Here is a 21,857-nt window from a genome sequence, read left to right as displayed (position 1 = left end):
TTTATTTTCTCTATTATTCCGATCCGGTCTTCCAAAGGTGTAAATAAGGTGCAAATTATTCGTCAATCATCAAAAAATCCTTTAAAACCAAGGCTTTCACGGCATCCCTTAAACATTGCCGTGGCAGATAAATAGTATTTTTTTCATTGTGCATAACCTCGCATTTCTTAGTTTTTCAAACAGAATATCACAGGCTGCGCCACCTATTAAAACATACTGTTCTTCATAATCTTTAAAGTACTTCTGAAATGTATCTAATCCCTTGACCATACATATTCCTCAAACATCTCATTAATAGAAATATCTACCCGTTCCTCTTCTTGCTCTTCTTCTGTCAGTGACAGTACTACACTCAAAGGGTCCTGCAAGCCTTTTCCCAAAAAATCAGTGAAATATCCAACTTCCAAAACAACACATCCAATTTCTTCCAATTCACTTGCTTGCTTTTCTTCTTTCACTCCACTAGCTTTCAGCTCTTTCTTCGTTACCGCATAGGTAGGATAAGCGTTATCGGACAAAAGAGAATACTCGCATAAAGCAGAAATACCTGCTTTCTTTTCAAGTTTCATATCTTTTCTCAATATAAATCTTCGGATCACTGGATTTCTTAACACACTCTCAATCTGCTGCCATAATTGTTCTCGGTCATCCGGAATATTGATAACTCTTGATTTACCTTTCATGCCCAACACCTTAACATTTAAATATTCCAACTCATCAAAGCACCGGCTTGCAGATTTTGTTGACACTTCCAAACGTTTTGCCGCACCAGATACTCTCACTTCATTCCAACGTTCATAAATGGCAATCAGAAGCATTTTTTGTGTCAAAAACGAAATCAAATGAACTGGTGGCAATTCTCTTTCATTTTCCTTACTCAGCAAATAACCAATAAATGGAAGAAATACTTGCTTTCCGTCTATAACAAAAGGAATTCCTTCTTCCATCAATTTTTCTTTTATATAAAATGTAGTTCGATCAAGAAATATTGCACAGTTTAATCCTGTCATTTTTTCTACGCCAGCTCTGTCTCTACGTAACATAACAAGTCCGACATCCTCTTTGGGATGAATAGCCATCCATAATACAGCATTCATCTCTACCGTAAAAATATTATATCTTCCACGATATGCTAACGGGAGCTTTTTATATACCTCTTTATTCTCCGTCATTATTACATTTTGCTGTAATGATTTTTCCAAAAATTCTTTCATATTAATCACCTTTTTATAAAATGTGACTCTTTTTACGTCACATTTATAATTTATCATGTGTTATTTAATTTTTCAAGTAATATATGATCACATAATCTAAGAAAAAAGACGCAAGATTCAACCTGTGTCTTTACTATTCTAACTAAGCCGATTCGGTCTTCCAAAGGTATAAATAGTGTGTAAATTCTATACTTTCATCCAAGAAATCCAATAAAATCAAGACTTTTGCTCCATTCCTTAAACACTGTCGTGGCAGATGAAAAGTACACGTATACTCATAAAAACTCCTTTCAAAATGCGCTATCCTGCTGTCATCTTGCACCCGAGAAAACGGATTTTGGAATCCGCATATCTGGTGACAGTATGGAACCAATGTATCATACCGGAGATGTTGCATGGGTTCATAAACAAGACAGTATCTCCAACGGTGAAATCGGTATCTTCTATCTCAATGGCAATACCTATATCAAAGAGCTGCATGACGGACCAGATGGAGTTTACCTTGTTTCATTGAATGAAAAGTATCATCCAATCCAGATTTATGAATCTGATTCTTTTAAAATCTTTGGGAAAGTAATCGGAAAATGCAAAGGGGCAGAAATCCCTGGTTTTCATTAAAGATCAACTGCAGACTTCTAGCCTGCTCCTGCTGAAAATAATAAAGGAAGTGATAAAATGGCAATTAACAACACACTTAAAGATATCCGTGAAAAACGAAATCTCGTTCAGGCGGATCTTGCAAAAGCTGTCGGTTCTTGCAGTGATACCATCGGACGCATTGAGCGTGGTAAGCGAAATGCGTCTCTCGAAATTGCAATCCGTCTGGCACATTATCTGAAAATGCCAGTAGAAGAGATTTTTCAAATTGAAGACTGACCCGCAAATATCAGAAAACCGAGGACTGTTCCCCAGTTTTTCTTTTTCGCTAAACTATTTAAAGTCCTTTTACAAACTCAACTGCATTTTTTATATCTTTTTCATCTGGATGCCCTTTTGCTATACCACCCACCAGTTTAAATGGGCCAAATGTGTCATAGCCCTTGCATCCGAATTTTCCGATTGCTGTAGAATGCTTCTTGTCCAAAATCTGCTCTATGGATTTATAATTCGCACTTCCACCATAAGTACAGATCAGAAATACCCTTTTATCGTCCGGTAGATTCTTCTCTGCAAATCTCAATATCGACTGATGAAATTTTGAAAAATAGATTCCTGATGCAAACCCAATCATATCATAACTGCTCAGATCTGCATCTGGCTGTTTTACAGCATCAATCAAATCTACCTGGCACTCTTCTGCTATTCCCTTTACTATTTTTTCTGTATTTCCATGATGTACAGATGCATATACAATCGCTTTTCTCATTTGTTTTCCTTTCTGTCTGCTCCATCAATCAGGTCATAACTCATATCCAAAAAATCTAATGTCTTTGCTTCACTTACTGATCCATCCAGTAAAATTGTGATCCAGTGCTGTTTGTTCATATGGTATCCTGACAAAAATCCAAAGTTCTGAATAATCACACTTGTCATTTCCGGATCACATTTTACATTCATAATATCGACAAATTCATTTCCTTCCAATCCGAGTTTGCATTTTTCAACACTCATAACTACAGCATACCATTTTCCATTCTTATGTCGCAGCACAGCATTATCCGGTGATTGTGCCCATAAATACTCCGCACCGTACCATACTGTTTCTTCACATATTCAAAAATTTCTTCTTTCTTCACAGTTTATTCAACTCCTGATTATTCTGATATCCTGCCCATAATCATACCATATTTTTAACTCCCGTACTACCTGCCAAATTCTTTTGCATTTTCCTGGTTCTCCTGACTTTAACTAATAGAGGGGTAAAACAGCAAGGACAGGAAGTGAGGATACACTTCCGGGAAATCCCAATTTAGGGTACCCTGCCCTAAATTGAAAAACGCTGAAAGCAACGTTACCTCTCCACTGAAGAAACAGTATGAGGAAATGCACAAGATTGGTGTAAATATCAACCAGATTGCAAAAAAGGTAAATACCACCGGAGATCTATATCCAGAAGAAATGCAAGAATTGAAAGAGATGGTGAAAGAATTATGGCGTATCTTAAGATCTTCCCCATTAAAGTAGCAGACAAGAAAATACTGGACTATATTACAAATCCAGATAAGACAGATGAAAAACTTTTAGTTTCCAGTTTTGGCTGTTCTCCTGAAACAGCTGATATGGAATTTGCCATGACGAGAGAACATGCAAAAAAGAATGGAATGGATAAAAGTGATAACCTGGCATTTCATCTGATCCAGTCCTTCAAACCTGGAGAAGTTGATGCCGAAACTGCCCAGCGCTTAGGGCAGCAATTTGCAGACGAAGCACTGAAAGGAAAATGTCCGTATACGTCTGGCTAAAAATCGTAGCAAAGCGAAAGCTCCAAGGCACCTATCCAGAGAAGCTCGCCTGTATATCAATATTTCCACCTATGTAACAACAGGCAATCGTGAAGGTTTTGAACGATGGGCAAAACTCAATAACCTGAAAGAAGCGGCTCGTACCTTCAACTACCTTTCTGAAAATAACCTGCTGAATTATGAAGATTTCCAGCAGCATATTTCTGATGTTGATGCTTCTGTTAAAGCGGCTGATCTGAGAATAGCACAAATCACCAGTGATCTGAGCATGCAGAAAATCATTCAAAAACACTGTGATTCTTACCGGCTTTGCCTTAAAGTAATTGAAGATTATAAATCTTCTAAAAATCCAAAAGCATACCGGACCAAGCATCAGGCAGAATACCAACTCCACGATTCACTAAAAAAAGAGCTTCAGGATCTCGGTGTTACCAAAATCCCAAGCTCTAATAAAATCCAGAAACAAATTGAAAATCTTGAATCTGAACAGGCTGTTACCGTCCGGGGAAAAAAAGAATTACAGAAAAAGCGGAAAACACTGGATATCATTCAGCAAAATTTCTCTGTGCTGCTCGATGCTCCTGAGAGCAGTTCTAACTTACTTCCGACATTTTCTTATGTTTTTTTGCCATAAGTGTTTCCAGTGTAATTCCACTCTGAATGTCTCTTAGGATACGTTCTTCATAACTTTTTTCACGCTTTTCCACAATTTTATAAAATTCTTCATATTCCGTTTTAGAAGCAAGCGATTGAACTGCCGTAAACAACCTTTTGCATATATCATTCATTTCAGTAGCATCCGGCATTCGCTGATTCTCAAGATAAAACTTCAAGTACATTTTGTATGTTTTATCTGATATTGCACTCTTCTGTTTTTGTTTTAAGTCTTTATAGCTTCTGTCGTTCCATTAGCATCTGATCAATATTATCATTCGTGTACCATTTACCTGATTGATGAATAGCATAAGCACCTTTTCCCAATGCCATTGCAGCTACACCGTAGTCCTGTGATACGACAATATCTCCTTTATGGCAAATACTGATCAGTTTATAATCTACTGCATCTGCTCCTGCACCGACAACAACAACTTCGCTATAAGCTGATGACAGAACATGATTCGTATCACACAACAAGGAACAGCAGAAAAAACTATAAACACAGTTTTTTCTGCTGAACATGATTATCCACAATATAAAAAAATAAAAATTCGTCACTTTTTACAATGACTTATGCATACCCTTGAACAGTAACAGGCAATCGTATGGATCATTTTTTCTACATCCAGTGGTTTGGCCAGATGTGCGTTCATACCACAGTCCAGTGCATGGCGTACATCCTCTGCAAAAGCATTAGCGGTCAGTGCGATGATGGGAATGGAAGAAGCATCCGTCCTGTCAAGCTTCCGGATCTGGCGTGTGGCCTCGTATCCGTCCATCAGAGGCATCATAATATCCATAAGTATCACATCAAATGTCCCCTCGGGGTGACGGGAGAAAAGTTTTACAGCTTCCCTGCCATTGGATACTGCAGTTACCACAGCACCTTCCTCTTCAAGGAGTACCTGTGCCACTTCTCTGTTTATTTCATTATCCTCTGCCAGCAAGATCTTTATGCCCTGAATGGAGTTTCGCTCAGATTCTGGCTCAGAAGAGATATCCGTTTCTTCTGCCTCTTCAAATGGCAAAGTGATCACAAAAGTACTTCCGATACCCGGAGTACTGGAAATCTCAATGGTACCACCCATCTGTTCAAATAGCGCTTTGGCAATGCTCATACCCAGTCCGGTGCCATGATATACACTTCGGGCATCCATATTCTCCTGAGTAAAGGGTTCAAAGATCTTCTCCAGATATTCTTTGTTGATGCCGATTCCCGTATCAGAGATCGTCCATCTGCAGACCAGCTTATGATCATGGGAAGGGAGAGCATGGATCTCCGTATGGATTGCCCCATTTTCTCTGTTGTATTTGATACAGTTACTGTAAATATTCATCATGGCACGACGGAGGTGCAGAGGGCTGCCGTATACAAAGGGATGTTCGTATATCTCCGGTGCGATATGAACGGTGAAATCAATGCCGTTTTTCTGTGCCTGCATATCAATCAGCATCTGTGTCTCTTTTTCATATCTGATCAGATCAAAAGGTTCATGGTTGAGTACAAGTCCGCCCTCCTCGATCTTGGACATATCCAGTACATCATTGATAAGAGAGAGCAGATGACTGGCTGAAATGAATGCTTTTTCACGATTACTTTTCAAGAATCCGATATCATTTTCGTGCTTTTTATCAATTTCCAGCAGACCAATGATCCCATTCAACGGCGTACGCATATCGTGGGACATACGGGAAAGAAAATTGGATTTCTCTGCATTGGCACGTTCGGCAGTATCAAGAGCTTCTTTGAGAAGCTTCTGGTGTCTGATTTCTGATTCCACCACATCGTCCACATTCAAAAATCCCAGAACAATGATACCGGAGTCTTCGTTTTTGATAAAGCGGAACTGATAGTAATGGATACCATCCCTGTCATTTATCCGGTAATTCCCCTTGTATTCGGACTGACCGGACAAAACACTCATTACATTATCCAGTTCCAGTGATTCTTCCAGCATTGTACGGTCATCCGGATATACACGCTGCCGGATATAGCCTGAGAGGAAAAGATCATAGGGGTATGTATTGTTGTGTTTTTTGTCTGGAGCAGGGACATCGCGGTCTTCCTGCTTGATCACAGAGAGAGTTTTTTCTCTGGGATTGATCAGGTATACGTTCAGGTAGTTGCTGCTCAGTGTCTGGACAATACTTACCTGTGTCTCATAGGCTTCCTGTGTTCTGGTGACATCCTCACCGTAGAGAATTGCTTCCAGATGGTTATTGGAAGGATTGAGCAGCAGTCTTGTCACATATTTGGAAAGCCTGGTTATATTGTCATCGTAGAGACAGCGGGAAACTCTGGTGACCTCTACCTGACCGTCCTCGTAGCTTTTCATCAGGGAACTGCGGCAAAATGCGTTAATGAAATCGTTTCTGTCCTTTAATACCGGTATAAAAACAGCAGTCTCTGCAATAAAATGGTCAATGGAAACGTCAGCATCTATCTTATAGGCCAGGGCAGAAGTGCCTCCGATCTTCAGAATCTTATCATCTGTAAGGTCGAGATGAAAGTAGCCGGCAGCATGGGTAATGGATGCCAGAAGAGAGTGGAGCTGATTTTCATAGATTTTGCGTGCTGTCACATCATTGTCTTCACAGGCCACTGCAATTACGAAATCCCGATAGTCATCGGCGTTTCCGTTTCTGGCAATGAGCAGATAATAGTAATGGACAGTATCTGTGACAACCCTGAAATGGATTTTGAAAGAGGCTTCCTGAGAAAGTCTTTCCAGCAGGGTTTCATAATTCAGGTGTCTGGACACATAGGAACGCTCATCCGGATGAATATATTTCTGGATGAGAAAATTAAATGACAGCTTATAGTCCGCATTATCTTTAATATCCGCAAAAGCATCAGTAAATCTGGAACGATATACGGAGATTTTCCCGGTTTCCCGGTTTACGCCATAAACAGACATGTAGTCAGAAGCAAGCAGGTTGATGGCACCCAGCAGACGGAGAGAGTTCTCACCTGTGGGAATAGACTTTGACAGGCTTTCTCCTTCGGCTACTGTGCTGAATACAAGTGCATGTCCTCTGCTACCGTCGGGCTGTACAGTCTCTACTGCATCAACTGTCTCATAAATATGACGGATCGGATCCAGGTAGGTCTTTGGCCCCTGTATCCCCAGTGCTACAGGGCAGGGCGGGCATGGGGAATCAAGCCCCATAAGTGCCTTATAGCATTTCACTCCCGGCTGGAGATTGGGGTACAGTTGTTTGGCAGTGTCGTTATAGCTTAGGATATTATAGTCTTTGTCTATGCTGTAATATCCGGATGAGTGTGTGTTCATAATTTTATACTCCTGGTGTTTAGTGCTTTAAAGTATACTCTTTTTACCAAAAAATAGCAATGATAATGGACGAATTTGTAAAGGTTGTACAATGTTTCGGGATTTTGGCATATTCATGCCAAAACGCCTCGCGGGATAGTAGCGTGTGAACAGTAACCTAAACTTCTTGTTCATCTGTAAAAGCCGACCACCTTAGTATTCTTTCTCTTTCATCTTCAAACATATCCACTCAGCTAATTGAAGCATACTTATTTCAAGAAAAAGAGCATATGGATTTGATTCCATACACTCTATGATTGTAATCTTCATATTTATTTTACAGTGTCAAAATATCCAATGATTCCAATGTATCCATCCTTCTTTAAAGGCGACCACAATGTATGCAATTTCATTCTATACATCTGACTGTTATTATCCGCCGTCGCTTTTATCGTGGCAGATATTTCTTTATTTTGTACAGATGTCTGATGTAATAAAACACGAATACATTGAACCTCTTCTTCATTTACTCCAAATTCTTTGAACAAATTGAATTTCGGATTATCTCTCTGACATAATATCTGATGTTCTCCGTTTAAGATAGTTAATTGGCCTGAAATTGCATTGTAATCAATTGAGTACATTCCACTGTTTGATTTGAAGAAATCGATCTTTTCCTGCATGACCTTGACAACACTCTGTGAATAATTTTGATTCGGTAAAGATCTGTCGCTGAGTATTTCATTAGAAAGTCTCTGTACTTCATGGCGATAGCTATTTTCATCCATTTCCTTATCAAACATATTTGAAAATTGAAGACTCAGTTCTTTCAAACATTTCAGAAGGATGGGGTTAAATTGTCCGCATTGCCCATCCAGAATCATTTGAATCGCTGTGTCATGATTAAATGCTTTCTTATAACATCTTTCACTTGTAAGTGCATCATAAACATCAACAAGCGATACCACCTGCGCACAGATTGGTATTTCTTCTCATAAGTTCCTCCTGTCAATTGTATTCCACTAATTCATGAACCTCTGCTAATCATTTATATACATACCTTAAAATCGTTTTTATAACTTCATCAATCACAATCGGCTTTGACAAATGTGCGTTCATCCCTGCATCCAGTGATGCCTGAACATCTTCTGCAAATGAATTAGCTGTCATTGCTATAATAGGAATGTTTTTTCCATCCGGTCTGTCATTCATTGCCCTGATTGCTTTTGTTGCTTCATAACCATTCATTTCAGGCATCATGATATCCATCAGGATTACATCAAATGTGCCTTCCGGATGATTTCTGAAAATCTCAACAGCATTCTTTCCATCCACAGCTCTTTCTACATTCATCCCTAACTCTTCCAACTGCACGGCAGCAATCTCTGCATTCAGTTCATTATCCTCTGCAAGAAGGACATTCACACCTGTAAGATTTACCTTTTCAGAAAAGCCTGTGTCTGACTTATTACATTCCTTATCTGTAATTTCCAAAGGAATATCCACAGTAAATGTGGTTCCCTCATGCTTTTTACTCTGCACGGAAATGGTTCCGCCCATCATATCTACATACTTCTTTACGATAGCCATCCCCAGTCCAACTCCATGGTACTGCGTTCTCACACCGGAATCTTCCTGTGCAAATTCCTCAAAAACTTCTTTTGTAAATTCCTCACTCATGCCAATACCAGTATCCGAAATGCGGTAACGCATATTTATATATCCATCCCCGTCCTTTTCCTGACACCGGGCTTCAAATGTAATCGTCCCTCCATCCGGAGTGAATTTCACGGCATTGCTCAGAATATTGACCAGCACATCGCGCAGGCGTGCAGGATCCGCAAGTACATTTGGAATCTTTGCTTCTTCACGCTGAATTTTAAAGTTGATATCCCTGTTCATAAGAAAACCTTTTGTAATATCCAATGCAGAATCTGTAATGTTTTTCACATCCGCCGGTACCGGATTGTAATTCACTTTTCCACTTTCGATGCGGGTCAGATCTAATATATCATTGATCAGCGACAGTAAATGCTCTGAGCTTTCGTCAATCTTTTCCAGACAATTTTTCACTTCGTCTGACGGATTGTTTTTCATTGCAATACCGGTAAATCCTATGATTGCATTCATCGGTGTCCTCATATCATGGGACATATGTGACAGAAATGCTGTTTTTGCCTTGTTTGCAGCCTGTGCATGCTCTGCCAGTTCCGCCATTTCCTCAGCTTTCTCCTGGGCCGCCTTCTGAGCTTTTTTTCTTGCACTGAGACGCACCATTATCACAGCCATAGTAGTCAGCAGCCATCCAAAAATAAGAAGAACCCAAACAGTAACAACAGGATGCAGACGTATCCAGTCAACAAATGTCAGCTCTGTTGCTTTGTATGTGGTATACTGTGCTGCAAGATTTTCAACAAGATTTTGGGGCATGGCATACATTGCTTTCGTCAGAATACCAGCCAGCGCATGGTTCTCAGTTGATGAAATTACCATGCGGTAGGTGAATATAGGCTGTTCCAGCATAGTATATGTCATGGTGCCCGTAGTGTCACTGTTCACAAACGCCTGTGCCATGTAATAGTAGACGAAGGCGGCATCTGCTTTACCCTCACGGACAGCTTCCATCATTTCCTGTCGGGTACTGCACATCAGTTTTTCTGCACCGGGTGCCATTGCATCTTCAATTGAATTTGATGCTGTCTGGTCAACAGTAGTAACAACATTAATTTTTCCATCAAAGTCACGCCGTGTCACCCTTGCCAGCTGCATCGTAATGAAAGGTGCAGTAATCCCCCATTTTTTCGTCTCAGCATAGTTATCTGTTTCCAGGCGCGCATCGATGCTCATATCTGTGGTTTCCTTATTTTTCTGATAAGCAATATACTCATCTCTGGTGGCAGGTGTAAGAAACTCATAGGAAATCCCGGCATAGTCTGCAATTTTCCGGAAGTAATCCGGGATAATACCCTTCATCTCACCATTTTCATTATAAGAATATGGATAACGGGTCGGATCACACAGAACATGAAGCGGGTTGTCCTTGGAATACTGTGAAATAATACTTTTTTCTTTCTCCGTATATTCCAGATTCTTAGTTTCTATACTTTCATAATTTTTATTGTAAAGCGTCGTTTTCCAGTCACCCTCAACTGCATTCATCTGATCGATTGCATAATTGATCTCATTCAGCAATTCTGTATTGCCTTTTTTAACAATGACATAGAAATCGCTGCTGCCAAATTTCTCCACGATTCGCTCATTGTTTGTTTTTCTCAGAGAACTGGTAACAATCGCATCAACTTTTTCGCTCTGAAGGGCTTCATCCATTTCTGTGGTCGTATCAAAATAAGATGGAACATATGTAAATTCTTTGTCGTCTGCAAAATCCGCAAACTCTTCATTCCGGGTGTTTCCATTCAAAAGCGCCACACGCATACCGTTGTAAGTGCTGTAATTGCCGTCCACAATCGTGCTGTTGTCACTGCGGACGGTCAGCATCCCATAATTGGTTCCGATCGGACGTGAAAAATCAAACTTTTCTTCTCTGTCCGGTGTTTTGCGGGCAGATGTTACCATGTCAATCTCGCCATCTTCAAGCATCTGCTGCATATCATCCCAGCTCTTATCATATCCGACATACTCGTAATCTACATCCCAATAACGGGCCATCAGCCGAAGAAAATCATAGCCATACCCACTGCGGTTGCCTTCTTCATCCATCACATGATAACCATCCATGGCAAAGAAACCGACTTTGACAGTTTCATGCTGCGAACTGTCCTCGGCTGCATATACAGTCTGGGGAGAAAATATCATACACACGCATACAAAAACCAGTAACACTGCCACATATTTCTTTGCTCTCGAAATCATATAAAATCTCCTGTCTGTCTGTCAAATATATTTCTCTATACATCTCCTTGTCAACCTCCTGTTTTATTCAAGTCGAACGCACGTGAGACTTGGTGCGTGATTCTGGTCAGCGAAAGCTGACATATTCTTCTCAGAATCACTGCACATCCCCGCGGAGCGTTTATCTCAGTCGGAGATTGTACTCCCACTGAGAAAGACTTGTTATTACTCACCACTTGCAGAAGTGGGAGTCTTCTCGACTGAGATAAAATTGCACTGCCGCATCAAATCCATTTGTCACTGTTCAATAACCTGCGGTTCGGTACCCCCCCCCACCAGATTTTATGCTTCTGATCGTCTTTTCCAGTACCTTCATCTCAACCGGTTTTGAAACATGTGCATTCATGCCAGCCGCAAGAGAATGCTGAATGTCTTCTGAAAATGCATTGGCGGTCATGGCAATGATCGGAATCTTCTTTGCCAGCTCATGGGAACTTCTGCGGATTGCTTTCGTTGCCTCATAACCATTCATAATAGGCATCTGCACATCCATCAGGATCATGTCATAATCACCTGGAGCAGACTGCTCAAATGCTTTCAAAATCTCTTCTCCATTTTCACAGATGGTACATTCCGCACCTTCAATCTTTAACAGTTCCGTCAGGATCTCTGCGTTCAGCTCATTATCCTCTGCACACAGGAATCTCATTCCCTGAAGGATATTACCATCCTGCTCATCTGTTTCTTCTTGTGCCGCCAGAGCAACCGTTCTATCCTCTGCAATTTTCAGATCCATGAGAACCTCAAAACAGCTTCCCTGTCCCAGTTCACTCTCCACGTCAATGGTGCCTCCCATTGCCTCAACCAGGTTCCTGGTAATAGCCATTCCAAGTCCGGTTCCCTGTATCTTATTAGTCACAGAACTTTCAGCGCGAGTAAACGGATCAAAGATTGTTTTTTTGAAATCTGCCGATATTCCCAAACCATTATCGCTAACTAAGAAACGGTACTTTGCATAGACAGATGACTTTGTCTCACATTCTTCTACCAGAAGCTGAATTTTTCCACCTTCCTGCGTATATTTTATGGCATTAGACAGCAGGTTGCTGAAAATCTGCATCAAATGAACCTGATCCCCATTCACCCACTCATGCTGAATATTTTCTTTTATGATTGTAAAGGTCTGCTGCTTTTCATATATTTGAGAATGAAATATAGTGTCAAGTTCCTGCATAAAATCCAAAATAGAAAAGTCAGAATACTTGAAGACTGTTTTTCCTGCCTCAATCTTACTCATATCCAAAACATCATTAATAATTCCTAACAGATGCTGTGATGAAATATCTATTTTATCTGCATACTCTATAACTTTTGCTTTATTACCTGCATCATGTCTGATCAAAGACGTGATACCAATGATTGCATTCATAGGTGTACGAATATCATGTGACATATTAGACAGGAAATCCGTTTTCGCCTTATTTGCATTTTCAGCTGTCTGCAAAGCCTCTGTTGCAGCGTTCTTTGCCTTTTTCAGTTTTTGATTGACTACTTCCATTTCCTTCATTGTTTGTAAATGAAGGTCATTATTTCTTTTTTCATATTCTGCTTTTTGATCTGCAAGACTAAGTCTGGAAATACTGTAGAATAATCCGGCAAAAAGTAAAAGTATAAAACCTGCCATAAGTATTGTTGTAAACAACACCGTCTTCTGGTAATCCATCAGCACATTGTCAACAACTCCCTTTTCCACAATGCATACCAAAATGGTGTTGTTGCTTTCTATCGGGCAATACCCCAGATAATAGGGATTCTGTTTTCCCAAAAGTGCAACTCCGGATTCTCTGTTATCAAACTTCTTTTTGAACAAATCAGCCTCTTCTTCTGTAATAGCCTGTTCCCCTTTTAAATGTTTTAACAAAGAATAATTACGCTGGTATTTATCACCACTCAGGTTCGTATATGTAATATTTCCGTCATAATCCAGCATGAACAAATATGCTTTCCCATCATAACCTTTCAGTTTTAACATGGAATCCAGTTTCGAATGATCATACACCGTTCCAATTGCCGTATAAGTTTCCCCATTGATAGTGTATTCCTGACATGGGATTGCAACCAGATAACCGTCTTTTTTCTCCTGATCATAATCAAGACGCACCAGTTTTCCAATATTGTATCCATTCTTTAAGTCCAGCAGAAATTTACTTGGCATATCAATCCGCATTTTTGTTCCACCTGCTGATATTGCCTGACCATTTTCCTGAAGGAATATAAGTGTACTTTCCGATTCTTTTTCCCATGCTTCAAAGAAACTTTTGTTCGTATCCGTTTCAAGAGACAGCTCCCTCTCATGAAGCAAAAATTCCTCAACCAACTGCAGCTGGCTGTAGTACCCACTCACCTGAAGATCATAGGTCTGCTGTATCTGTTCAACAACAGCTCTCATACTGCTTTTTCCATTTTCGCTGATATACTTACTAGACTTACTTATAAGATACTTTATACAAACTAAGCTTAAAAGAATAATAAGTAGTATAAGCAACAGCCTTGTTATTTTTTTTCTTTTATTTATCGTTTGTTCTATCTCCACTTTTACTGTTCAACCTCTATATAGTCTTCCGGTGCTGACGGCTGCTGTCCTTTTGACATTGCTTCGATCCATGCACTTGATAATGTTGTATCTTTAAGCTGCTCAATCTCACATTGTGGATTTATTTTTTTCAAAACAGACATTGTGGTGTCTGTAAGAAGAATAGAGTATTCCTTTTCTTTGTCTATTTTCTTATCATTAACTGTCAAGTTCTTTAATGAAAATCCACTTTCCGCTTGATTGACGATCATTTTCATACCGGATGCAATTGGTAATTCGTATTTATTGGTTACATAAAAATTCTCATCAGCATCGTCGAGATAATTTTCCACGAGTTCATAAACCTGTTTACCATTAATTTTTGCAAAATATAATGCTGTATCTGAACTCTTCGCTGTCATCATGCCAACCCGGCTACTGCTGCATTCTCCTTTGTACATAGAAGAAGTAAAATAATAATATGGTGCCAGAGCCAGCTGTGCATCATTTTCTTCTCTGATCGTAGTTAAAATGGAAGATGCTGCATCACGGCCATTTCTATCGTTCAGTGAAATGGAATATTCATTTTCAAAATTCACCGTTGATTTTTCTTCTGGATCTTTACGATTCATTACACTGCGCAAAGTATCATAAGCCTGTGTTTCATCCATTTCCCCTGACAGTAATCCGTGAACAGCCTCAAGACTTGCATCAAATGATTTTTGAGCGGAATATCGGATATAAACAGCATTATTATTAATTTCCACTTCCAGTCCAGGCACATCCTGCATCATGGTTGGAACATCTGTATTCAATGAAATAACACCGCTTCCATCCGCAATCAGCTTTTGCCCCTCTTCTGAAATCATACAATCCAGCACATCCAGTGCAGTATCCAGTTTCTCCCGGTCTTTTTCTAGGTTTTTGTTAAATGCAATGTTTAAGGATGGAGTCATGTACACATAGGATTCATCCGATATCTGTGAAAAGTAAGGAATACGGATCAGCTCCGCATCCATCTGTTTCTGTAGCTGCTGCATAACCGTCGGATGTCCATGAAACATTGCCGATTTTCCCTCGACAAACATCTGGGTTCCTGTATCGATGTCAATATTGATATCTTCTTTACTAAAGTGCGAGTCCTTAAGAAACTGACTGGTTTCTGAAAAAATACGTTTCCATAATGTATCATCAAACTTTACTTCATCCGCTGCAGTCTCTGCACCGTTTCGCCATTCAATACCATCCAGGCTTGTAAACTCACCGATTGCCGCAGCCTGGATGATTTCATTATTAGACCAGTCTTCACCAAGATCCATGGAATACGGTTTTATGCCATTATCATAAAACTGCTGACAGGCCTGTACATATTCCTCATAATTTTTTGGAATCTTAATTCCATACTGATCAAACAGTGTTTTGTTGGCAATGATCGTCTGCGGAATACCACAGATTGGCAGCCACTGGATTTCATCCTCCGCATTCTTATAATATTGCACCGCATAGGAATAATACTTAGAAACAACATCATAAGAAGCAAAATCCATTAGATAAGGCTGTAAGTCCTGTGCATCTGTTCCAGAAAATCGACGTACTGTTATGATATCCGGTAATTCATCATGTTCTTTAAAATAACTGTATAAATCGGTATCATTGTTACCAATAATAAATTCAATATCCTGATTAGGAAACTGTTCATGGATATAGGGTGCAATATTTTTCATCAAACGATTTTCCCACAGATAAACTGTAAGATGATCATCGTTTTTAGATACTTCTTTCTTTGACTTTCCGCATCCAGACAAGACAGCAGTTGCTACAAGTACACCTGACACCACTGCAATCAGACAACGTTTTGCCTTTTTCATACTTTTATTTTCCTCTTTCTTTCCTAATAAAATCATTATTGTTACATCTATGAAATAACATTGTAAAAAGCACTGTCAGACAGACAGTGCACCTCATTTTATGCAGCTGGCTGCCATTTTACAGGCCCTGTAGCTTTGCGTCCCAGACTTTCATCTGGTTTGCCGATTTCCTTATTATAGCTTTTAAACTTATGCAAAAAAACTGGTTTCATTATACTATAGTTCTCTACTGTACACAAGAAAAACATTGCCGTTTTAACGCCCGAAAACAAAAAAAGAACAGCCGATATGAACTGTCCACTTTTTTAATAATATTCTCGTTCTTCCCACCAGCCTTTCACTTAACATCGGATTCCAATATAAATCACATTCTCAGGCAGTAACAGTACAATAAGATTTATCGGATATTTCAACAAACGCTTATAACAATCCACTGTATATTTTTAAATCTTCATCTTTAAACACATTAAAGATTACCTTTTTTATTCTGCTGTCTTTGTTAAGATACTGCTTTACAGTGTTCGTTGCAATCTCGGCAGCTCGTTGCTGTGGAAAACGGAATACACCTGTAGACAAACAACAGAATGCAATAGATTCCACACCAGTATCAGCTGCAAGCTTTAGGCACTCTGTGTAGCAGTTTGCCAACAGGTCTTCATCTTCTTTTGTGACTTTCCATTGTATAATAGGTCCTACCGTATGAAGAATATATTTTGTCGGAAGATTGTATCCCGATGTTATCTTTGCTTTGCCGGTCTCTTCTTCATGCCCCTGCTTTGCCATAATTTCATGCATTTTCAGACGAAGTTCCATTCCAGCATAAGTATGAATAAAGTTATCAATACAGGCATGCATCGGTGAAAAACAACCAAGCATCTGTGAGTTACACGCATTCACGATCGCATCACATTTCAAAGTGGTAATATCCCCCTGCCAGATATATAATCTCGAATCGGATTTTACAGGTGCAAGCGTGTCAACATCTGTGATTCCACGCTCTATATTTCTTTCTGTAAGATACTCATCCTGTATTTTCAAAAAATCATTACTGATTGGTCTTGGCGGTCTGACATTCATAAGTGAGCGGAGCAGATTTTCCTGCCCCTGCTTATCCGTAGGAATGTTCTGTCTGCCAAACGGTATTTCTTCTTTTAAAAGATACTGAATCAGATATTCTCTTCGCTCATCCTGTGTCATAATACCAGCCCCCTTATATCAGTAATTGCCTTTGCCATATCACCGCCAATACCGATTGCACGTTCCCCGAAGCTTTCCGGAACTACCGCTTCATCCATATTCAGGCGTATCAAACTATAAGACGAGTTCTCCCTCACCATCTTTTCAAAAGGGAAACGTATAATAATCGGCGTATTAAATCCAACTCCAAGTTCCAAAAGAACAACCTTTTTATCTTTATGCTGTTCCAGAAACCCCGCATACCTGTCGGCTGCCTCATGCCACGCTTCATCTTCCACAAAATAATTATCACAACGGAGATTCATAGCCATATTGCCGCCACACACCGGACATTTTGGTACAAGTTCTGATGGAATCAGGCATTCTCTTCTTGCTTTATCCATTTTACGAAACAGGTCTTTTGCATCGTAAGTCTTTGGATGACAGGCTTTCTGGCACTGGATTTTCCCATAATCTCCCTGTGTTGCAAATATTCTTTTTTCATCGAATCCCGCTTTATAAAACTGATGATCCACATTGGTTGTAAGTACAAAATATTCTTTGTTCTTTACAATATCATAAAGCTCTGTATAAAGCGGCAATGCCGGAGGATCAAAGCGGTTCATCAATGCATGTTTTGACCAGTATCCCCACTTTGCCTCCTCAGACGGATATGGATAAAATCCGGCTGCATACATATCTGTCATGTAGTACTCACCGTATTTTTTTATAAATTCTGCAAAATTGTCTGTAAACCTTTTACCACCATATTGGATTCCCGCAGCTGTCGATGCCCCGGCTCCTGCCCCGATTATAACACAGTCTGTATTTCTTATATTCTTTGCTGCCCTGTCAATCTGGTCTTCATATGCATCCTTTTGGAATACATAATCCCTTGCCGGAGTACTACATAAAAAGTTTCTCCAGTCAGCATGCCCTTTTCTGATTTTCTTAAAAATCATAATGAACCTCTTTTCTCAATACACTGCTTCGGACAAATTTCTGCACATATTCCGCAATGCAGACAATGATTCTGGTTGATAGTAACCGGAACTGAAGATATATCAATGCATTTTTGCGGACATACAGAGTAACACAGTTTGCATCCAATACATTCTTTTCCAATAAAATACCCTGTCTGAACTGCCTCGGTTTTTCCAATTGTTATAGTATCCCTCACAATATTTGATGGATTGCTGATATCAAAATACTCTCCCTGTGCCTCATACAGCCGAAACACTTCGATTGCATCTTTCGTATCTCCCGGATAGATTTTCTTCATATATGGATTTTTTTCAAACATAATATCAAGATTCTTTTTTCCGATGTTCTTTATTTTTCCACGCAGAGACACCGCAATTTTGTCTTTTGTTGCGGATATTGCCACATACTGCTGCTCCATTAACTGGTCATAAAATGCTTTTCCCTTTGCTGTAAGGAAATACACACCTTCTTCATCATAGTACATCATATCTATGATTCTTGTCTGAGGATGTCCATCTGAACCTATCGTTGCAACTGTTGTTGAATGAATTTCATCCACCAGAAGTTTAAGATAATCCATTTTTGTCATTTCAAAGTCTCTCCTTTCAGTATCGGTGTAAGTTTTTTATATGTCATCATGGCAATTAAAACAGCCCGCAGGACGGGATTCCCTGCGGGACTTGTTTTATCATATCTTCTCTCATCCGGACTTTACCGTCGGTTATGGAATTGCACCATATCAGCTTTTGCTCGCAGACTATACTGCCGGTCAGGAATTACACCTTGCCCCGAAGACTGTAATTTTTTCTGTTAATTATCTTTAAAATTCATAAGGTGGATTTCCAGAGAAATCTGCGATTAAACCATGCGGATTTTCAAGATAGAATACCTCAAAAATAGGATTATCTGCTGTCTGGTACTGTCCCTTAACGATAGGATTGTTCATGCATCCTTCCTTTACACTCTTGTTGTCCTCAAATACTGCTTTGCCATGAAGGCGAATCCATGCGTATTCAGGGGAAGATACTGATACTTCTACTTCAGGATTTGCTAACATATCCTTGTAAACATCCTTTGTGTTGTTAGTACAGAACCAAAGCTTTCCGTCCTGCTCAAAACAGAACATGAATGGACGGCATTTTGCCTTTCCATCTCTTCCGACGGTTGCTAAATACTGAACCGGGTTTTTCTGTAAAAATTCTACTACTTTCTGCATTTTAAATTACCTCCTCGATATGTTGTAACAATGGTTATTACATCTTGCAGCTATACAATATCATCCATTTAATGTAATGTCAATAGTTACATCAAGCTTTTTGTAACTTTTTTTGTTACAACTCCTTTTGAAGATTTTACATTGATTATGAAAAACGAAAAGGCTCCGGAAATTGTGATGATATAATCACTCATCCGAAGCCTTCTGTAGACTACTCTTCCTCTGTATACACTGCAATATCTTTTTTCACATCAGCAAGTGTCATTTCTGAAAGTTTTTCCTCCATTGCCTTCTGTACTTCTAACAGTCTCTTATCAAGAACATGGTGAATATTCTTTCCTACCGGACATTTCTGATTGGGATTCTCATGAAAATGAAACAGTTCTTCATCTGGTGCACATTCCACTGCTTTATACACATCAAGGAATGTAATCTGCTCCAATGGTCTGGTAATTGTCACACCGCCTGTCCCTCTTGCAACTTCAATAAGACCAGCAGCCTTTAATTGTTGCAATATTTTACGAACAATCACCGGATTAGTTCCAATGCTTGCTGCCATAAAATCACTAGTCATCTTCTGATCCGAAAATGTATCTATACAGGCAAACATATGGATTGCCATTGTAAATCTGCTTGAAATCTGCATTATAAACACCTCTCTTTGACAGTAATCATATCAAAAAACAGATGTAATTTCAATGGTTACATTGTTGTTGAAAACTTAATATAAATACAATCAATAGTCTGCTTTAGAAAAAACAGAAAGATACTTTACAAAATCTTCCTGTTCTCTTTTTGTTTTAGTAATAGCCTCGTTCCTCCCGCCAGTCTTTCACATAACTTCGGATTCCGATATAGACCACGTGCACAAGAAGTAATAGTAGAATAAGGTTCATCGGAATGATTGATTTTATCCATTTTCCGAAGTAGATTGCAATAGCTGTACTCATTATCGCCATCATGATACTATTTGAGATTCTATTGCTTAATTGTCCGAAAGAATCTGCACCTGTCACAAACTCTTGAAGCAGACTTATAAATCTGTATTTTCTTCAACAGTACATTTTGTCTTTTTATGATTTGGTTTTCCATCACTTTCCATGACGCTGATTGTGTCTGCCCATTCTGAAATTTCTCATCAATTTTTCTGGCATCCGCACCCTCTTGGATCGCCGGCATCTCTAATTTTCCCTGCCTTGCATAAGAAATCTGCTTTTACTTTCTCTGCAATCATTTCTGCTACTTTTTTGTTGTTCCGCTTGCACTGAAAAATGCCACTAATTTTTTACTCATAATAATGACCCCTTACTTTACGAATTTCTTGTATAAAAATAGGTGTACAAGATTTGATTTTCTCTTATACATCTATATTTTTATATTCCTACAAATTTTTCAAGAACCAGTATACCTTCAGAAATATTCATTTTTCCCTGAAATTCTTTTAAAAAAGTGTCTTCGACACTTCAACTCCCCAGCCCCTTTGTGTGGGCTATTTTTATCAGCATAATCATTGTATCAGGATAAAGTTCACAAAGTATCCGCAATACATTCCCATAAGTTCATGTCATTATTGAAATCATACATATTTCAGTATAAAAAGTTCACTATTCAAATTCTGATTATTTATAGTAAATATGGTCTATCAAAATGACTATTTTCTGTTTCATTGTTTAACTTAACAAAACAATTCCTATGCAAAAAGGCGTAATTCACTTTACATTTTCCCCATATATTTTTCTGCCATATGTACTGCCACAGCCCCATCTGCAACAGCTGTTACTATCTGACGAAGTAACTTTGTTCTGACATCTCCTACAGCATAAACACCTGGAATACTCGTTTCAGTATTTTCACCTGCCACAATATATCCTTTATTATCCAGTTCTATCTGATTATCTAAAAAATCTATTGTCGGTTTTCTTCCTATACTCACAAACAAGCCGTCACATTCTATAATGTTTTCTTCTCCTGTAACTGTATCTTTCAACCGCACACCAGTCAATCGTTCTCCATAAAGCAGTTCTTTTACTGTACTATTCCATCGAAACTCTATATTTTCAGTTTTCATCAGCTGGTCATTGTAAATTTTTGTTGCACGTAATGTATCCCTTCGATGAACAATGATAACTTTCTTAGCAATTCGACTTAAAAGAGTAGCATCTGATATAGCAGAATTTCCACCACCAACAACAACCACAATCTTATCTTTATAAAACATACCATCACAGGCGGCACAATAAGCAACTCCATGACCTATCAATTCTTTTTCTTTATCAAGACCAAGTTCTCTTGGATTTGCTCCTGTAGCTATCACTACTGTTTTCCCAATATAAATTCCCGAACTGGTTTCTACTCTCTTAAGCTTTCCTGCTAAATCCATATTAAAAACTTCTGCATATTCACTTTTAGCACCATATTTTTCCGCCTGTTTTTGCATTTTCTCTGCCAATGAAAATCCGTCAATTCCATTTTCAAAACCAGGATAGTTATCAATCTGCCAGGTCAATGACATCTGACCACCTGCAGATAATTTTTCTAAAACAATTGTATCAAATCCTGCTCTGGCTGCGTATAATGCTGAAGTATACCCTCCAGGTCCTCCCCCCACGATAATCATATCGTAAATATGATTTTCATTCATACA

At 39.1% G+C, this 21,857-nt stretch carries 21 protein-coding genes, 2 pseudogenes and 2 riboswitches; of the genes and pseudogenes, 5 read left to right on the top strand and 18 right to left on the bottom strand.

Annotation, left to right across the window (positions count from 1 at the left end):
- Positions 1-108 precede the first annotated feature (108 nt).
- Positions 109-270: a hypothetical protein gene (locus H8S40_RS05895; protein WP_186865704.1), complete on the bottom strand. Its 162-nt coding sequence runs from the start codon at positions 268-270 to the stop codon at positions 109-111.
- Positions 255-1,214, bottom strand: coding sequence for a hypothetical protein (locus H8S40_RS05890; protein ID WP_186864830.1), 960 nt, complete (start codon positions 1,212-1,214; stop codon positions 255-257). Before H8S40_RS05890 ends, H8S40_RS05895 begins: the two co-directional genes overlap by 16 nt.
- Positions 1,215-1,463: 249 nt before the next feature.
- On the opposite strand from H8S40_RS05890, the gene H8S40_RS05885 reads away from it, so the two are divergent.
- On the top strand, positions 1,464-1,832 hold the full coding sequence (locus H8S40_RS05885; RefSeq protein ID WP_240576915.1) for a S24 family peptidase: 369 nt from the start codon (positions 1,464-1,466) through the stop codon (positions 1,830-1,832).
- Between the two features lie 57 nt (positions 1,833-1,889).
- Positions 1,890-2,090: a helix-turn-helix transcriptional regulator gene (locus H8S40_RS05880; RefSeq protein ID WP_118737030.1), complete on the top strand. Its 201-nt coding sequence runs from the start codon at positions 1,890-1,892 to the stop codon at positions 2,088-2,090.
- Between the two features lie 58 nt (positions 2,091-2,148).
- On the opposite strand, the gene H8S40_RS05875 is transcribed toward H8S40_RS05880, so the two are convergent.
- Complete coding sequence (locus H8S40_RS05875) at positions 2,149-2,580, bottom strand: flavodoxin family protein (RefSeq protein ID WP_118723776.1); 432 nt, start codon at positions 2,578-2,580, stop codon at positions 2,149-2,151.
- A complete protein-coding gene (locus tag H8S40_RS05870) occupies positions 2,577-2,927 on the bottom strand; it encodes an MmcQ/YjbR family DNA-binding protein (protein WP_436286261.1) in 351 nt (116 codons plus the stop codon). Before H8S40_RS05870 ends, H8S40_RS05875 begins: the two co-directional genes overlap by 4 nt.
- 270 nt (positions 2,928-3,197) lie before the next feature.
- Between H8S40_RS05870 and H8S40_RS05865 the strand changes: the two genes are divergently transcribed.
- The 3 genes and pseudogenes from H8S40_RS05865 (at position 3,198) to H8S40_RS16120 (ending at position 4,250) form a co-directional block, all read left to right on the top strand.
- Positions 3,198-3,338, top strand: a complete 141-nt coding sequence (locus H8S40_RS05865; RefSeq protein WP_243238196.1) for a MobC family plasmid mobilization relaxosome protein — start codon at positions 3,198-3,200, stop codon at positions 3,336-3,338.
- Positions 3,305-3,604: pseudogene (locus tag H8S40_RS16125) on the top strand (relaxase/mobilization nuclease domain-containing protein); the annotation flags it as partial. The gene H8S40_RS05865 and the pseudogene H8S40_RS16125, both read left to right, overlap by 34 nt.
- 280 nt (positions 3,605-3,884) lie before the next feature.
- Positions 3,885-4,250: a hypothetical protein gene (locus H8S40_RS16120; RefSeq protein WP_243238194.1), complete on the top strand. Its 366-nt coding sequence runs from the start codon at positions 3,885-3,887 to the stop codon at positions 4,248-4,250.
- On the opposite strand, the gene H8S40_RS16115 is transcribed toward H8S40_RS16120, so the two are convergent.
- The 14 genes and pseudogenes from H8S40_RS16115 to trxB all read right to left on the bottom strand — a co-directional run bounded on the left by H8S40_RS16115 (position 4,210) and on the right by trxB (position 21,854).
- Complete coding sequence (locus tag H8S40_RS16115; protein WP_243238193.1) at positions 4,210-4,404, bottom strand: hypothetical protein; 195 nt, start codon at positions 4,402-4,404, stop codon at positions 4,210-4,212. The two genes, H8S40_RS16120 and H8S40_RS16115, sit on opposite strands and share 41 nt — an antisense overlap.
- A gap of 112 nt (positions 4,405-4,516) precedes the next feature.
- Positions 4,517-4,753 (bottom strand): annotated as a pseudogene (locus H8S40_RS05850) (DUF188 domain-containing protein); the annotation flags it as partial.
- Positions 4,754-4,827: 74 nt separating this feature from the next.
- Entirely contained in the window at positions 4,828-7,566 is a 2,739-nt protein-coding gene (locus H8S40_RS05845; RefSeq protein WP_186864829.1) for a response regulator, read from the bottom strand.
- A 311-nt stretch (positions 7,567-7,877) separates the two neighbouring features.
- The gene (locus H8S40_RS05840; protein WP_186864828.1) at positions 7,878-8,513 is read right to left on the bottom strand and encodes a hypothetical protein; all 636 of its coding nucleotides are present in this window, start codon (positions 8,511-8,513) and stop codon (positions 7,878-7,880) included.
- A gap of 76 nt (positions 8,514-8,589) precedes the next feature.
- A complete protein-coding gene (locus H8S40_RS05835) occupies positions 8,590-11,418 on the bottom strand; it encodes a transporter substrate-binding domain-containing protein (protein ID WP_186864827.1) in 2,829 nt (942 codons plus the stop codon).
- A 283-nt stretch (positions 11,419-11,701) separates the two neighbouring features.
- Positions 11,702-13,846, bottom strand: a complete 2,145-nt coding sequence (locus H8S40_RS05830; protein WP_186864826.1) for an ATP-binding protein — start codon at positions 13,844-13,846, stop codon at positions 11,702-11,704.
- 146 nt (positions 13,847-13,992) lie between these two features.
- Positions 13,993-15,837 carry an ABC transporter substrate-binding protein gene (locus tag H8S40_RS05825; protein ID WP_186864825.1) on the bottom strand — a complete coding sequence of 615 codons (1,845 nt, stop codon included), beginning with the start codon at positions 15,835-15,837 and terminating at the stop codon, positions 13,993-13,995.
- A gap of 98 nt (positions 15,838-15,935) precedes the next feature.
- Positions 15,936-16,011: riboswitch (cyclic di-GMP riboswitch) on the bottom strand.
- A gap of 246 nt (positions 16,012-16,257) precedes the next feature.
- Positions 16,258-17,034 (bottom strand): protein-ADP-ribose hydrolase, encoded by a 777-nt coding sequence (locus H8S40_RS05820; protein ID WP_072522433.1) that lies wholly within the window; start codon positions 17,032-17,034, stop codon positions 16,258-16,260.
- Positions 17,031-17,975, bottom strand: a complete 945-nt coding sequence (locus tag H8S40_RS05815; protein WP_186864824.1) for an SIR2 family NAD-dependent protein deacylase — start codon at positions 17,973-17,975, stop codon at positions 17,031-17,033. The genes H8S40_RS05820 and H8S40_RS05815 overlap by 4 nt, the downstream gene beginning before the upstream one ends.
- Complete coding sequence (locus H8S40_RS05810) at positions 17,972-18,586, bottom strand: 4Fe-4S binding protein (protein WP_186864823.1); 615 nt, start codon at positions 18,584-18,586, stop codon at positions 17,972-17,974. The genes H8S40_RS05815 and H8S40_RS05810 overlap by 4 nt, the downstream gene beginning before the upstream one ends.
- A 99-nt stretch (positions 18,587-18,685) precedes the next feature.
- Positions 18,686-18,797: riboswitch (FMN riboswitch) on the bottom strand.
- 20 nt (positions 18,798-18,817) lie between these two features.
- Positions 18,818-19,213 (bottom strand): pyridoxamine 5'-phosphate oxidase family protein, encoded by a 396-nt coding sequence (locus H8S40_RS05805; RefSeq protein ID WP_004844992.1) that lies wholly within the window; start codon positions 19,211-19,213, stop codon positions 18,818-18,820.
- A gap of 211 nt (positions 19,214-19,424) precedes the next feature.
- The gene (locus tag H8S40_RS05800) at positions 19,425-19,859 is read right to left on the bottom strand and encodes an Rrf2 family transcriptional regulator (protein ID WP_009243644.1); all 435 of its coding nucleotides are present in this window, start codon (positions 19,857-19,859) and stop codon (positions 19,425-19,427) included.
- Positions 19,860-20,013: 154 nt separating this feature from the next.
- Positions 20,014-20,172 (bottom strand): DUF6040 family protein, encoded by a 159-nt coding sequence (locus H8S40_RS16110; protein ID WP_371297956.1) that lies wholly within the window; start codon positions 20,170-20,172, stop codon positions 20,014-20,016.
- A 755-nt stretch (positions 20,173-20,927) separates the two neighbouring features.
- Positions 20,928-21,854, bottom strand: a complete 927-nt coding sequence (gene trxB / locus H8S40_RS05795; protein ID WP_117989810.1) for a thioredoxin-disulfide reductase — start codon at positions 21,852-21,854, stop codon at positions 20,928-20,930.
- Between the last annotated feature and the right edge of the window lie 3 nt (positions 21,855-21,857).

Source organism: Ruminococcus hominis, from assembly GCF_014287355.1.
GTDB lineage: Bacteria > Bacillota > Clostridia > Lachnospirales > Lachnospiraceae > Schaedlerella > Schaedlerella hominis.
The sequence above is the reverse complement of the archived record's forward strand: the minus strand, read 5'-3'. Positions and strand labels throughout refer to the sequence as shown.

What these genes read in the sequence shown, in the direction of transcription:
- H8S40_RS05815 (WP_186864824.1), bottom strand. Translation starts at nt 17,975, where the DNA reads ATGATTTTTAAGAAAATCAGAAAAGGGCATGCTGACTGGAGAAACTTT.
- H8S40_RS05890 (WP_186864830.1), bottom strand. Translation starts at nt 1,214, where the DNA reads ATGAAAGAATTTTTGGAAAAATCATTACAGCAAAATGTAATAATGACG.
- H8S40_RS05800 (WP_009243644.1), bottom strand. Translation starts at nt 19,859, where the DNA reads ATGCAGATTTCAAGCAGATTTACAATGGCAATCCATATGTTTGCCTGT.
- H8S40_RS16115 (WP_243238193.1), bottom strand. Translation starts at nt 4,404, where the DNA reads ATGAATGATATATGCAAAAGGTTGTTTACGGCAGTTCAATCGCTTGCT.
- trxB (WP_117989810.1), bottom strand. Translation starts at nt 21,854, where the DNA reads ATGAATGAAAATCATATTTACGATATGATTATCGTGGGGGGAGGACCT.
- H8S40_RS05820 (WP_072522433.1), bottom strand. Translation starts at nt 17,034, where the DNA reads ATGACACAGGATGAGCGAAGAGAATATCTGATTCAGTATCTTTTAAAA.
- H8S40_RS05810 (WP_186864823.1), bottom strand. Translation starts at nt 18,586, where the DNA reads ATGACAAAAATGGATTATCTTAAACTTCTGGTGGATGAAATTCATTCA.
- H8S40_RS05805 (WP_004844992.1), bottom strand. Translation starts at nt 19,213, where the DNA reads ATGCAGAAAGTAGTAGAATTTTTACAGAAAAACCCGGTTCAGTATTTA.
- H8S40_RS05880 (WP_118737030.1), top strand. Translation starts at nt 1,890, where the DNA reads ATGGCAATTAACAACACACTTAAAGATATCCGTGAAAAACGAAATCTC.
- H8S40_RS05895 (WP_186865704.1), bottom strand. Translation starts at nt 270, where the DNA reads ATGGTCAAGGGATTAGATACATTTCAGAAGTACTTTAAAGATTATGAA.
- H8S40_RS05825 (WP_186864825.1), bottom strand. Translation starts at nt 15,837, where the DNA reads ATGAAAAAGGCAAAACGTTGTCTGATTGCAGTGGTGTCAGGTGTACTT.
- H8S40_RS05845 (WP_186864829.1), bottom strand. Translation starts at nt 7,566, where the DNA reads ATGAACACACACTCATCCGGATATTACAGCATAGACAAAGACTATAAT.
- H8S40_RS05830 (WP_186864826.1), bottom strand. Translation starts at nt 13,846, where the DNA reads ATGAGAGCTGTTGTTGAACAGATACAGCAGACCTATGATCTTCAGGTG.
- H8S40_RS05875 (WP_118723776.1), bottom strand. Translation starts at nt 2,580, where the DNA reads ATGAGAAAAGCGATTGTATATGCATCTGTACATCATGGAAATACAGAA.
- H8S40_RS05865 (WP_243238196.1), top strand. Translation starts at nt 3,198, where the DNA reads ATGCACAAGATTGGTGTAAATATCAACCAGATTGCAAAAAAGGTAAAT.
- H8S40_RS16110 (WP_371297956.1), bottom strand. Translation starts at nt 20,172, where the DNA reads ATGGCGATAATGAGTACAGCTATTGCAATCTACTTCGGAAAATGGATA.
- H8S40_RS16120 (WP_243238194.1), top strand. Translation starts at nt 3,885, where the DNA reads ATGCAGAAAATCATTCAAAAACACTGTGATTCTTACCGGCTTTGCCTT.
- H8S40_RS05835 (WP_186864827.1), bottom strand. Translation starts at nt 11,418, where the DNA reads ATGATTTCGAGAGCAAAGAAATATGTGGCAGTGTTACTGGTTTTTGTA.